The organism is Desulfovibrio sp. (genome assembly GCF_047607245.1).
Lineage (GTDB): Bacteria > Desulfobacterota > Desulfovibrionia > Desulfovibrionales > Desulfovibrionaceae > Desulfovibrio.
Window position 1 is genome coordinate 1 of sequence record NZ_JASGDK010000096.1, and the last position, 13503, is coordinate 13503.

General features: G+C 54.8%; 12 protein-coding genes. 3 read left to right on the plus strand and 9 right to left on the minus strand.

Features of this window, described 5'->3' with window-relative positions:
• Positions 1–21: 21 nt before the first annotated feature.
• The gene (locus tag QM579_RS07655) at positions 22–624 is read right to left on the minus strand and encodes an ABC transporter permease (RefSeq protein WP_414998577.1); all 603 of its coding nucleotides are present in this window, start codon (positions 622–624) and stop codon (positions 22–24) included.
• Positions 625–648: 24 nt separating this feature from the next.
• Positions 649–1350: an ABC transporter ATP-binding protein gene (locus QM579_RS07660; protein WP_246388116.1), complete on the minus strand. Its 702-nt coding sequence runs from the start codon at positions 1348–1350 to the stop codon at positions 649–651.
• Positions 1351–1679: 329 nt separating this feature from the next.
• On the opposite strand from QM579_RS07660, the gene QM579_RS07665 reads away from it, so the two are divergent.
• Entirely contained in the window at positions 1680–1970 is a 291-nt protein-coding gene (locus QM579_RS07665; RefSeq protein WP_414998578.1) for a hypothetical protein, read from the plus strand.
• Between the two features lie 86 nt (positions 1971–2056).
• On the opposite strand, the gene QM579_RS07670 is transcribed toward QM579_RS07665, so the two are convergent.
• The 5 genes from QM579_RS07670 to QM579_RS07690 all read right to left on the minus strand — a co-directional run bounded on the left by QM579_RS07670 (position 2057) and on the right by QM579_RS07690 (position 5844).
• Entirely contained in the window at positions 2057–2308 is a 252-nt protein-coding gene (locus tag QM579_RS07670; RefSeq protein WP_414998579.1) for a hypothetical protein, read from the minus strand.
• A gap of 20 nt (positions 2309–2328) precedes the next feature.
• Complete coding sequence (locus QM579_RS07675; RefSeq protein WP_414998580.1) at positions 2329–3372, minus strand: DMT family transporter; 1044 nt, start codon at positions 3370–3372, stop codon at positions 2329–2331.
• A gap of 23 nt (positions 3373–3395) precedes the next feature.
• Positions 3396–3797: a glycine cleavage system protein GcvH gene (gene gcvH / locus QM579_RS07680; RefSeq protein WP_414998581.1), complete on the minus strand. Its 402-nt coding sequence runs from the start codon at positions 3795–3797 to the stop codon at positions 3396–3398.
• Positions 3798–3972: 175 nt separating this feature from the next.
• Positions 3973–5397, minus strand: a complete 1425-nt coding sequence (gene lpdA, locus QM579_RS07685) for a dihydrolipoyl dehydrogenase (protein ID WP_414998582.1) — start codon at positions 5395–5397, stop codon at positions 3973–3975.
• Between the two features lie 9 nt (positions 5398–5406).
• On the minus strand, positions 5407–5844 hold the full coding sequence (locus QM579_RS07690; RefSeq protein ID WP_414998583.1) for an OsmC family peroxiredoxin: 438 nt from the start codon (positions 5842–5844) through the stop codon (positions 5407–5409).
• A 204-nt stretch (positions 5845–6048) separates the two neighbouring features.
• Here QM579_RS07690 and QM579_RS07695 point away from each other — a divergent pair, with 204 nt between their 5' ends.
• Positions 6049–7473 (plus strand): sigma-54 interaction domain-containing protein, encoded by a 1425-nt coding sequence (locus QM579_RS07695; RefSeq protein ID WP_414998584.1) that lies wholly within the window; start codon positions 6049–6051, stop codon positions 7471–7473.
• Positions 7474–7997: 524 nt separating this feature from the next.
• Here QM579_RS07695 and QM579_RS07700 read toward each other — a convergent pair.
• Together QM579_RS07700 and QM579_RS07705 are read right to left on the minus strand one after the other, a co-directional pair.
• Entirely contained in the window at positions 7998–8546 is a 549-nt protein-coding gene (locus tag QM579_RS07700) for a hypothetical protein (RefSeq protein WP_414998585.1), read from the minus strand.
• Between the two features lie 272 nt (positions 8547–8818).
• Entirely contained in the window at positions 8819–10705 is a 1887-nt protein-coding gene (locus tag QM579_RS07705; RefSeq protein WP_414998586.1) for an alkaline phosphatase family protein, read from the minus strand.
• Positions 10706–11427: 722 nt separating this feature from the next.
• Here QM579_RS07705 and QM579_RS07710 point away from each other — a divergent pair.
• Entirely contained in the window at positions 11428–13002 is a 1575-nt protein-coding gene (locus QM579_RS07710) for an outer membrane homotrimeric porin (protein ID WP_414998587.1), read from the plus strand.
• Positions 13003–13503 lie beyond the last annotated feature (501 nt).

The following is a 13503-nucleotide window of genomic DNA, read 5'->3' on the forward strand; positions in this document are numbered from 1 at the left end:
CGCACTGCAAATCGCGCTGGCCTATTGCAGTGCGCCGAACACCATAGGCAGGGCAGAGGGCACGCAGATGGTGGTAAAGATCTGCCAGTCTGAAGCGCCGTAGGTTCTCGCCATCTGGATATGAACGGGGTTGGTCATCCTTACGCCTGTATAGGTATTGATGACACAGGGAACAATACCCGAAAGCCAGATGATGAAGACCTTGCCGGGCAAGCCGATGCCGAACCAGAAAATGGTCAGCGGAATCCAGGCAACAGGCGGAATGGGACGGATAATTTCAAAAATGGGGCGCACAAGGCCGCGCACAGTGGTGAACCAGCCCATAGCAAGGCCAAGGGGCAGGCCGACAATCAGGGCGAGCACATAGCCAAGAAAAGCTTCCTGCATGCTGACCCAGGCGTGCTGCAAAAGCACTGCGCCGTCGGGGGCGGGGTTGGTCAGCTTGTCGATCATCAGGCGAAGCACATCCAGCGGAGACGTCAGCAGGGTGCTCGGGATGCGCCAGTCTTCCACGTCTGGCGGCGCAATGCAGATCTGCCACAGGATCAGGAAGCCACAGACGCTGAGAACAGGAAGAATGCGAAGCCGAAAGGGCTTGCGAAATGCTTTATCGTTGATATCCATGAACAAAATCCTTCCTTGCTTTGCCTACCACCAGCGGATGAGGTCTGTGACCTGCCGGCGAAGTTCGATGAATTTCGGATCCCTGAAATCCCTCGGACGCGGCAGGTCAACAACTACCTCCGCCCGGACCTTCGTGGGCTTGGGGCTCAGAACGAGAATACGGTCAGCCACGTACACGGCTTCCTCAATATTATGTGTGACGAAAAGCACGGTGCTCTTCAACGTCTGCCACAGCTTCACCAGTTCGTCTTCAAGGTAGAAGCGCAGCTTGACGTCCAGCTGGCCGTAAGGTTCGTCCATCAGCAACAGGTCGGGATTTACGGCAAAGGCGCGGGCCACGGCGATGCGCTGCATCATGCTGGCCGAAACCTGGTTGGGATAAAGATTGGCGGTATCTTTAAGGCCCACAAGGTCAAGAATGAAGTTCAGGTGCTTTTCCATTTCAGGCTTGGGCATTTTTTTAATGCGCATGCCGTAGGCCACGTTTTCGGCCACGGTCAGCCAGGGAAGGGCAGTGGGTTCCTGAAATACAAAGGCCAGGTTGTGTTTGCGCGGGTTGGCCACTTCGCCGTCAATATAGATATTGCCGGAGGTGGTTTCCGTAAGTTTGGACATGCAGTTAAGAAAGGTAGTTTTGCCGCATCCGGTAGGGCCAACAATGCTGACCAGCTCTCCTCGCTTGATGCTGAAGTTGATCTTGTCCAGAACAACAAGATCCCCATACATTTTGGTGAGGTCCCGGACGGCAATTTTCGCGTCGAAACCGGTACAGTCAGCGCTTTGCTGCACGGTGGCACTCCTTGAATGAAAAAGTAACAAAAGCGGCGGGATAAATGCCGAATAATCGCTGTCCACCATGCGCGCCAGCTTTTGGCGCATCCGAGAAAATACCTGAGGCTATAGGCAGCACAATGGTGGGATAATGGAGGGTTTGCATTTTATATACCAAATTTCACAACCGGTGAGCAATCAAGGTTTCTGGCTTGTTTTGTTTATTCTTTTTGGGCAGGCAGGCCGCTTGCGCCTGTCTGCATGCGGCCTTTTGCGACACCTATGTGGTAGATAGCGACAAATGTGACATATTGTACAAGGCTGGCTGGATTACGCGCCTCACCGATAAAAAACCACTGAAAAAAGGGGTGCTAGAGGCGGGCGAATTGGTTGAAAGCGCGGCCGGGATATTTGGTGCGACAATAGTGTCGCATTGCGGCTCTCATGCCGCGTCCTGCGTGGACAGGGGCATGAGTATTTGGTCACAAATTTCTATCTCTAAACATAGCTTTTCACTTAGTTACACAGCGCAATGCAACTTAGCAGCAAAACCATCGGTGGTCGAACAAAAATAAAATGGTGTCGGAATCAGAGAAGATGAATATATGGGGGAGTAGAGAAGTGTTGGCTTTCACACGGTATTTTGATCAGCCAGTAAAGCTTACAGATATTTTTTTACACGCCTTTCGCCGTCGACACTGATGATATACAGCGTGTCTGCATTGGCATTTTGCATATCATCGCTATCAGTTACGGCAAGAATGCCCACTGCCCTGAGCGATTGCAGATGATTTTCAAGGTTGGTCAGATTAACTTGCTTTTCTCCTCGGTACTGAGGCGCAAGCTCGTCGTACACATTTTGGGCGGTACGGGCTTTGCCATCAAGCATGAGTTCCCCAATGGCAAGCCGCATGGGTGGTTTCATCTGACTTTTCATGCCATTGCAGGGGTGCGCAGATTAACCATTTCACGGGGATTGCCAACAACCAGAATTATTCCGGTAAATATGCCCAGAGCCCCCAGAACCAGATTTGCCGTAATGACCACCTCGGTAAAAAGCGCGCTGAAAAGCACGCCCCACAAGGCGTAAGTGACATTGAGCGCCATAGCTCTGCTGACTCCGGTCATATTCATACCCGCATACCAGCACCTGTAGGAAAGGCAGCCGATAAATCCTGCCAGCGCGAAGAAGATCAGCGCCGGACTGCTGAGGAAGGCCCCGGCCAGCTCAACCGGGGCCTGTATGCCGACCCCGCGGAGCACTAGCGAGGTATAGGCAATTGGTATGATAATCGTAAAGTACAGCAGCGTAGAGATGATCTGGTACACGTTGAGCGCCAGGCCCGGTTCGATGAAATCCATGCCCGATGTCACGCAAACCCCTTCAGCTGCCCAGCCGAAAGCGGCCAGAAAAGCAAAGGCGATACCCGCGTAAAAGGCAGGTCCTGATTCGCCCCCTGGCGGCGGGGTCCAGCCGATGGTAAATGCGCCGATGACACAGAGCGCAAGCCCACACGCTCCTCTGAAGGAAATGTGTTCCTTAAGAAAAATGCGGGCCAGCACTGCCGCCATAGCCGGATACAGGGTGGTGATGGGCAAGGTGTACGCGGGTCCGGCCAGAGAGAGGGACATAAGATAGCCCCCCATACCCAGAGGGGCCCCAAAACATGCGCCGAGGATACACAGCCTGCCGGGTTTGCTGCAAAGGGTACGCCCTATTTCCTTGATTTTTCCCTGCCTGAAGTTGATGACCACAGACATGATGGCAGCTGAAAAATCGTGAAACCCTGCGGCAAACAAGGGAGCCAGCAGCCACAGGGCGGGCGCGTTGAAGGGCTCCGCCACAAGCCCTTGTTTAAGAACAATACCGTCCCAGCAAAAAATTACACCAGTAAGAGCCGCGAGGAACAGACCCTTGCGAACGTAAGCCAGTTCTTTGCTCTGGCGTGGTGTGGCGGTACCGGAAAGGCTTTTCATGAAAATGGCTCCTAAATGAGAGCCTAGCCCTTTTGCAGCAGAGCCTTGTAGGCGGCGCTGTCAGACAACGTGGCGGCGTCAGCGGCGCAGTCGAGCTTGATTCGCAACATCCAGCCCTTTTCATAGGGGGAAATGTTCACGAGGGTCGGGGTGGCTTCAAGCTCTTCGTTGGCAGTCAGAACCGTGCCCGCCACGGGCATGTACAGGGGGTTGACGGACTTGAGGGATTCTACGGTGCCAAACTCGTCGCCAGCGCCAAAGTGCGCGCCTTCAGAAGGCAGGTCTATAAAAGCGATTTCCCCCAACTGGTCCTGAGCAAAATCGCTGATGCCTATCAGGGCTTCCTCACCCTCAAGGTGAAGCCACACATGCTCATCAGTGAAGCCCAGGCCGTCGGGCAGGATGATGTCGTTCAGTTCTTTCATAATCGTCTCCAAAAAATTGGTGTAACGCGTATGCGAGCATTCTGGATGTAAAAGGCTCTGCGGCTGCCAGGCAGACGCCTGCCGTCAAGGCGCAAACGCTATTTATTGCGTGATTACACGCTGTGGTAACCGTGCTTTACACACGGCGATCATACTTTCTTCAAGCTGACCAGCTCTAGAAAAGGCGCTGTACAGCTTCGCCCAGAGCTTCGGCCAGTGTGGGATGCGCGTGGATTGTTTCGGCCACATCCTTGGCAGAAGCGCCCATGTGCAGGGCAAGCACAGCCTCGGCGATAAGGTCGGTGGCGTGGGCCCCGGCCATATGTACGCCCAGCAGAGCGCCGCTGTCGGCATCGGCCACCACTTTGCAGAAGCCCGGCAGGGCGTCCATCGCCTGGGCCTTGCCCAGTTCACGCACATGAAGCAGGGACGTTTTTACTGCAAAGCCCGCATCGCGTGCCTGACGCTCGCTCATACCCACGCAGCCTATTTCGGGCGAGGTGAAGATGGCCGAGGGCACATGACGGTAGTCCATAATGGGGCTCTGGCCATCGCTCAGGCAGTCTTTTACCGCGCACATAGCTTCCATTGAGGCCACATGGGCCAGCATGACGCGTGAAGGGCCAAGGGCGTCGCCAATGGCGTAAACATTGGGCACCGAGGTGCGCATATGTTCGTTAGCCCTGATCCAGCCACGTTCGTCCACGGCAACGCCAGCTTCCTTGAGTCCAAGGCCTTCGGTATTGGACGTCCGGCCCACGGTGACGAGCACCATTTCGGCGGAAACGGGTTTTTCGGGGCGCGGTTTGGCGTCGGGGCCAGCAAAGGGCGACGTGGCGAGAACACCGTGTACGCCGTTTTCGTCCACGCGGATCTGGGTGAGGGTTTGCCCAAGTTCGCAGGTGATGCGGCGTTTTTTCATTTCGCGCTGCAAAAGCGTGCTGATTTCTTCGTCTATGGAGGGCATGGGCAAAAGGCGGTTCTGCCCTTCAACCACAGTGACCGTAGAACCGAAAGCCTGATAGATGCAGGCCAGTTCACAGCCAATAACGCCGCCACCCACAATAATCAGTGATGCGGGCACGCGGTCGAGCTTGAGGGCGTCGTCGCTGGTGAGAATGTGCTTGTGGTCGGCGCGCAAGCCGGGCAGGTCCACGGGGCGCGAGCCAGTGGCAAGAATCACGTAGTCAGAGGCGATTTCCTGCCTGCCTTCGGGGCAATCAACCTCGACCATGCCGGAGGGAAGCAGTCGGCCCCTGCCGCGCACCAAGGTAACCCCAAGGGCGGCGCAAGTTTTTTCAAGGCCAGTGCGCAGAGTGTCGCACACGCGCTCTTTTCTGGTCAGCACGGCAACAGGGTCAACGCTGACGCTGCCTTCAAGCCGAAGGCCAAATCGGGCGGCATTCTGGGCGGTTTCAAGCGCTTCGGCAGAAGCCTTGATGGTCTTGGTGGGGATGCAGCCGTTGTTAAGACAGGTGCCGCCCATAGCGTGGCTTTCCACCAGGGTCACGGCCATGCCCGAGCGCGCGGCTTCAAAGGCTGCCGTGTAGCCGCCGGGGCCACCACCAATAACAGTAAGTTTCTTTTTCTGGTCGGACATTGCAGGCACCTAGTCGTCGGCTTCAGCAAGCTTGAGATTGTATGTGACGGGAAAAGCCTGGTGCAGTGAGGCAGTCACAAGGCAGCCCTGCCGCATGACTTTTTCCACACGGTCAAAAATGAACTCGTATTCCTCGTCCATACGAACAGTCACATCAATGGCAATGCCGGTCACGCGGCCGCGGCCCATATCGTCTGTGCCTGTCTGCAATGTCGCCTTGCCTTCGATAATTTCATATTTGGCGTTGCGGGTATCCAGAGCTTTGTCCAAAGCGGCACAATAGCAATACAGAGCAGAGGCAGCCAAAAGCTTCTTGGCTGTTCCCGCCTTTTCATCAGGGGAGGCGGTGCTGCCGTCAATGGTGAGTACGCCAAGGACGCCGGACTCCATGTCCAGATCTACCTTGCTGCCCTGACGGGTAAGAGAAACGCTGAGTTCGTGAGACATAAAAATCCTCCGGTTCGGAAAAAAAGCGGGAGCCCGGCGGCTCTGGTTGGTATTGGCCTGCCTATTGCACTATTGGTGCCACAAATCGCACTGCGTGAGGAAAGCGCTTTTGTGGTTGTGTTTTTCAGCACATGAGTACAGAATGGCTTTAAGTTACGACAAATAAGTCGCGTCTTGCGACAAATTCCGCAAGGGTGGTGTTTTATGTTCCCGGTTGCCGCTTTCCCTGTTCTGGACGTTGAAAAAAGTTATCGACGTTTGCTTAACCACCTTCCAGGGATGGCGTACCGCTGCCGTATTCTCAATGGAAGTGAGGTGCCCCTAGGCTTTCTTGTGAATGAGCTGGAATTTGTAAGCCGTGGCACGTACGAACTTTTGGGCGTTACCCCGGACGAAATGATGGGCGGACACCACAATACCATCGAGCGGATGACCCACCCTGACGACCTGGATGCCAGCAGAACCGCTATACGCGACAGTATTGTCGCGCATGAGCCGTATCAGGTCATGTACCGCCTGCTTTTGCCCTCTGGCCGCGTGAAGTGGCTGTGGGATCAGGGCGAGGGCGTATACGATGAAGAAGGCTGTCCACGGTATCTGGAAGGCCTGATTATGGATGTCAGCGAGCAGAAGTTTCAGGAGCTCGCCCTGCTTGAAGAAAATCAGGCCTTGCGCACGTCGGTTATCAATCTTTACGGCCTTGGCAACATCGTGGGAAAAAGCGAACCCATGCGCCGCATATACAGCCAGATTCTCAAGGCCGCAGAAACTGATTCCAACGTCATCATTTACGGTGAAACAGGCTGTGGTAAAGATCTGGTGGCGCAGAACATCCACGAATACAGCGGGCGCAAGGGGCGCTATGTGCCCGTCAACTGCGGGGCCATTCCCGAGCAGCTGCTTGAAAGCGAATTTTTCGGTCATGTCAAAGGGGCTTTTTCCGGCGCGCATGCCAATAAAGAAGGTTATATAGGCGCGGCAAACGGCGGTACGCTCTTTCTTGACGAAATAGGCGAGCTGCCGCTGCACCTTCAGGTCAAGCTGCTGCGAGCGCTGGAAAACAAAATGTACACGCCTGTAGGCGGCAATACACCCAAAGAATCTTCCTTTCGTCTGATCGCTGCCACCAACCAGGATCTTTCGCGCATGGTGCGCGAAAAAAAGATGCGCTCAGACTTTTACTACCGCATCAACGTGCTTTCCCTGACCTTGCCCCCGCTACGGGAACGCCAGGGCGACATCCCCCTGCTGGTGGAGGCCTGGCTGGAGAAAAAAGGCCACAACATGGTGCTGCCGCCGCATGTGCGTTTGATCATCGAGCAGTATGACTGGCCCGGCAATGTGCGTGAATTGCATAACTTTCTTGACCGTTTTCTGGCTTTTGGCGAAGAGGCGCTGACGTCGCTTGGCGATGCCGGGCGGGCTGACCTTTTGCTGGCGACGCCGCAGGGCATCACGCTTGATGAAGCCGTGGACCAGCTTGAAGAAAGGATGATTCGGCAGAGTCTTGAGCGCTGCCGCTGGCACAGGGGCAAGGCCGCAGAATCGTTGGGCCTGAATCTGCGCACATTTCAGAGAAAGATGAAGCGTCTGGGTATGAATGCTGACCGCAAGCAGGGGGGCGTTTAGGGCCTTCAGCTTTGAAAATTTAAATGCGTTAACGGTGCATGAGAAGAAAGAACGCCGCAATGCGGCGTGGATTTTGCCGAAATTGTATTTTGTGTCAGTATGGGCACTTTGAAATCACCAACATTTCAAAGAAAATCTGTACCAAAGACGTTTCAGGTAAGACTGGTTAGTCCGAAATTTGTATTTGAAGCCCTTGCCGCCAAGGGCACAGCAAAGCTCCGTTGTCATACGCTTACGCATGACAACGGAGCTTTGCTGTGTATGCCCGTCTGTGGCGGGGGCGCAGGCCGTAAATTTCGTTCTTACTGCCTATAAAAAGCGCGAACGCCCGGGCGGCAGTCCCGGGCGTTCGCCATCGGCATGGAGGAGGTCAGGTATGGCTGTTAAACTGGGCAGTGCGTGCGCTTTTGGTCAGCCTTGCGGCGAACTTCGCCTCTTATCCCGGTCATGCACCTTAGAAGTACACGGGCGTTTTAAAGGTTGAGTCCGCGCTGTACCGCAAAACGCAGTCGCGGCTGTTTTGTTTAGGCGCAGTCGTGTTTGTCCCAAGGTTCGCGGTTGTCGCGCTGGATGACAGATTCCATACGCATGAGGGCTTCCTTGAGCTTTTTAATTTCGTCGAGCTTCAGGTTGGGGTTCTTCATCACCTGATAGATCACAGCGCCAGTGCAGTCTTCGCCCACAGGCAGATCGACAATGGTGGCGATGGTCACGGCGATGTCCTGCGCGCAGACTTTGCGGTCTACGGAACCGGCTTTGCCGTTGATGGCCAGACCGTAGAACGCCACGCCGTCAGCGGCGGCCACCACAATAAGGGTACGGCGGTCGGCGGCTTCAAGAGCGGCGGCCAGGGCGGCTTCATCGCCATGCACCACCAGAAGGGCGTCTTCAGCGCCAGCAAGGGCTGCGCTGTCCACAGTCTTGCCTTCAAGCCCGGCAGCCAGAGCTTCCAGGCCAGTGGCATCAGCGTTGGGCAGAATGGCAGCCTTTTTCTTCAGGGCGGCCAGAGTGTCGGAAGAGCCGTTCAGTTGCAGCGTAGGGAGCAGAAGGAGGATAGATTTTTTTTCAGCCATGTTGTTATTCCTTGTATTCTGCGGCCTCCCGGCAGGGAGACCGCAGATTTTTCCGGCACTTGCGCATTGGCCGGCTGTGGAGGTGGCAGGCCCGCCGCAGACTTTGGGTTCTGCATTTGGGGACTGCGGTAGAACAATTTCAGGTTGAATTGTTCTGACGGCTGCGCAAGCAGACGTCCGCCACGGGGGCATAGCGCAAACTATTGCGCGGTTAAACGTCGAGATAGTCGCCTGTACTCTACCGAGAATGTGTATTCCCGGAATCAAAATGCCTAGGAAACCAGATTGGGGTTGTCCATGATCTGATAGATCGGCGCGCCTTCGGCATCCGCGGGAATGGGGTTGCCCGTGATGTAGCAGAGGGTGGGCACGATATCGGCCAGCCAGCGGGGCCGGGTGTAGCGGAAGCCCTTCTTGATGTTGGGGCCGCGGAACATCAGCAGGTTTTTAAGGCTGCCGCAACCGGATTCGCCAGTGGGCAGGCCGTAGCCGTGTTCAGCCATATACTCGGGCTTGAGCACGTACACCACGTCGCCAGCCTGTGCACCGCCCATGCCGAACACGTGGGCGTCTTCCTTGCGAATGGCCAGCAGCACGGGCCGTTCGCCAGTGTCAGGGTGCTTGTAGTCAAGCAGGGCGTCGATGATCTGGTCGCGCACTTTTTCGTAATCTTCTGCTTCAACGATGCCGCCAGGGTATTTGTCCTTGAGGTTCACGTAGACGAACATGTAGCGCTGCGGCACTGCCACAGACTTGCTCACGTCGAGCACGTAGTTGAAACCTTCGGTTTCTTCGTAAATATCCCAGTAGTTTTCAGATTTCTTGGGCTCGTAGGAGCACAGGCCAGCTTCCTTGAGGGCGTGGGCCGTGTTCAGGATGGGGCCCATTGGCGTGGCGCCGTGGTCAGAGCAGACGCACATGAGGGTTTCGTCGCCCATAATATCCATAAGGCGGCCAAGCAGACGGTCTTCCACTTCATAGATGTGGCGTTCCATCTTTTCAGCGCGGGTGCGCACAACGTCGTCCTTGCTTTCAAGGTCGCTCAGCCAGCCGTGGTAGAACCAGTCAATGGGGTGGGAGTGCATGTACAGCAGATCCCAGTCTGCGTTGGCCTTGATCAGCGATTCAATGGTGTTCCACAACCACGAGCTGTGGTAGTCCACCAGTTCGCACACGGTGTCGGTGTCGATGATGCCGTGCATGTAGGCCACCAGGCCAATGTCGTTGGCAGTGATGTCCTTGGAAAAGTCGATATGGCTGGCGGCTTCAGCCGGGGAAATGAAGCCGCAGCGGCCTGCAATGCCCGAAACATACAGCTTGAATTCTTCAGCGTCGTCAGAAAGCTGCATGAGCTTGCAGCGGAAAACGCCTTTCTCGGTGCGGCCATCAGCCTTGACGGTGAAGTCGTGCTGAATGGGTTCGCTCCATTCGCCGAGCTTGAGGGTGAAGAATGCCTTGGAAAAATCTTTTTCAGGGCACAGAGACATGCGGTCATAACCGTCGTCATCGCTCTGCCACACTAGACAGTGCCAGGTCTGGTCTTCAAGGGTTTCGATAGCTTCCTTGAAATGCATGGTCACGGTCATTTCCAGGGGCTCGTCGCTGTCGGGCAGGTTGCTCCAGCCTTCGGCGTCGTCAAAGCTGCCCTGAACACCCATAGGATAGAAATCGGTGGAAATCACGCCTTCAGAGCACAGGAATTCCCTGTGTTCGTTGCCGTGCAAGGGCCAGCGGGTTTCAGCCGGGCTGAGGCCTTCGCCCATAATCATGACGCCGTGCTGCATCTTGGAAGGCCAGGACATGGGGTAGTTGACCACAATGCACTTTTTGCCAGCTTTGTCCCACGCGTCCCAGATGGTCTGGGCGGTCAGGATGTCAGAACCGAAGGCCTGCGTGGTTTCCTTGTAATCAAGGCTGCGGCCTTCGTGATAGTAATAATAGTCTTCCACCCCATGCGTACGCGGCCACGCGCCGGTGCAAATCGTGGCCCACGAAGGCGGAGTAACCGTGGGCAGATTGAAACCCTCGGGGATATAGCTGCCTTCGCTCATGAACTTGCGGAAGTTGACGAGGCCCCCTTGGGCAAGCAGGACTTCAAGCCTTTTGGGGATAAGGCAGTCATAGCCAATGAGGGCGGCGCGTTTCGCTTTTGAGGCCATAGAAATAACTCCTTGCCGTGCTCGGGGCGCACGGGCTGCAGTGTGTTTTATGGCTGCTCTAGTTCAATTTGTATGCCACCACGCCACAACTTGCCTGTTTGTTAATAAAAACTGGTTCACTGTGGCTTTTTGAACAAAAGCGTCACAAGGATTCCTTTGGTGCTGTTAGGTGGTTTGCGACCATAGTGTCGTGATTTGAGGGGTAGTTATTTTAACATACTTAAATTTAAAGTATTTTTTGTAGTTCTTTTTGTCGCTACCAGCGACATGAATGTCGCAATATGGCAAGCCTTTTGCTGTCAGAACAATTATATCCAATTATTTCAGTCAGGTGATTTTTGGCACGACGGCTGCATTTCATATCCAACACATTTAATCCTGCAAACCTCAAGACTTCACTTGATGAGGCCCTATGGTAAGGCACCTGTTTTACTCGTTCTGCTGCTGGATCGACGCCGCGCGTTTTGGCTGGCAGAAGACAGGCGATTCATGCTGTATTGCGCCTGCTTACGCCGTAACCGCCTGGTATGGCGTTGCCCGCAGGAACTTGTGCCACTCCCTCTTCAATGTACTTATTTGTTGACTCTTCAATGTGCTTTTTGCCCTGCCGTACTTGTTGTATGGCAGGGCTTTTTTCATGTTTTTTGCGGTTTTGACAACATCGGATTTGTGCAGTCCAGGCAGGCTGAAACACAAAAAAACACGTTAAAAAGAAGGTTGTTATGCAAAAAAAGAACAGGGTGCTATGGTGCGTGATAGCCTTGGCGCTGTTTCTGGGCATGGGCATTGCCGGAAAAGCCCAGGCCATTGAATTCAAAGCCAGGGGAATATGGTCTATGGGCTACGGCGTCGGCGACCCCAGCCTGACCCAGGATGTCACCACCAAGGGTGACAAAAAGAAAGTCAATAATGACGACAAGTTCGTGGCGCGTCAGCGCGTGCTGCTTTTCCTCGATGCCGTTGCTTCCGAAAACCTCATGGGCGGCCTGCAGCTCAAGCTTGGCCCGCAGGACTGGGGCAAGGCCAGACAGGGATCTGCCCTTGGCGCTGACGGCACAAACATCAAGCTCACCCAGGCTTACCTGCAGTGGGCCGTGCCGCAGACAGATCTGAAAATGAAAATGGGCCTGCAGTATTTCTCCATGCCCAATGCCGCTGGCGGTTCTGCCGTATTTGACACCCAGGCGGCTGCGGTGGTTGCCAACTATGCTTTCAATTCCAATGTGGGCCTCACCGCCCTGTGGATGCGCCCCTTCAACGACAACTACTCGGGCGGCAATTACAACGGCATTCTCAGTTCAGAAGGGGCCAACTATCTGGACAATATGGATCTCTTTGCCCTGACCCTGCCTTTGACCTTTGACGGCATCAAGATCACCCCCTGGATCATGCCCGGCATGATGGGCCGCAATACCAACAAGTTTGACGGCTTCTGGCAGAACGGCCTTGGCGACGGCTACCCCGCTGTGACCCTGTACCCCTACCTTAACAAGATCGGTGGTGGCCACGGCCTGAACGTGCAGCAGCTCGGCAATACCTCCAAGACCTACGGCAAGGTTTTCTGGGCGGGTATTCCCTTCAAGATCACGGCTATGGACCCCTGGAACTTCGAGCTGGATCTGAACTACGGCTTTGTGGAAGAAATGGGCCGTTTTGACGTCATCAAACGCAACGACGCCAGCGACGTGGTGCGTGGCAGCAGCCAGCGTCAGGGTTGGCTGGCCAAGGCTCTTGTGGAATACAAGCTGGATTGGGGCGTGCCCGGCGTCTTTGGCTGGTATGCTTCTGGCGACGACGGCAACGTGAAGAACGGTTCCGAGCGCATGCCTTCCATCTGCGCGTACGGCAACTTCACGTCCTTCTTTGGCGACGGCAATATGGCCTGGAGCCCGGCCCTCAACTTTATGGACAAGTCGTTGAGCTACGCCGGAACCTGGGGCATTGGCGCTCAGGTCAAGGACATCAGCTTTGTGGAAGATTTGAAGCACGTTGTGCGCGTTGCCTACTGGGGCGGCACCAACAGCCCTTCGATGGTCAAGTATATGGACCATGCCAATGCGTGGGACTCCACCTCGAATCTGAGCGACGGCCCCTACCTGACCACCAATGACGGCATGCTGGAAGTGAACCTGATCTCTTCCTACAAGATCTATGAAAACCTTGAGATGAACGTGGAGCTTGGCTACGTGGCCAACTTTATGGACAGTAGCACCTGGAAGAAGGACTACAACGACTTCGGCAGCTACACCAAGCAGGATGCCTGGAAGGCGCAGGTGGTCTTTCAGTACCAGTTCTAGGGAAACGCTGATTTATTCCGCTTGGCTGCGTTGCTTCACCTTTTTTGAAACAGTCAAGGACGGAAGAGTCCACTCCTGCTTCAAAAAAAGATCGCGCCTTGCCAAACGAAATAACTGCGAGTTTCCAGGAGGCTCTTTAATCAGTGCTTCCCCAGGCAATTAATTTTGAAATTGCTCAGGCGACCACAAGAGCAGACGCCCGCCGTAACGGGTGTGTCGCAAACCTTGAGAATGTTTAAACTCAAAGTTCATCTGCTCTGGATCAGATTGACCTTGAAATGCGTGCATTTCAAAGTTGGCATTCAGCCGAAAACCGTAATTTCCGGCTGAATGCGCGTCGACTTGCGGCGGGCGGTTCGAGCTACTCGCCGTAACATATTATATCGCTTTCAATATCCAATTGCATTAGTTTTTAATTCGTGTTCCAGCCTGCCATACTATGAGAGCCGACGTCGCAAGACGCCGGCTCTTTTTATATAAACAGAAGTTTCCGCTCAGGCG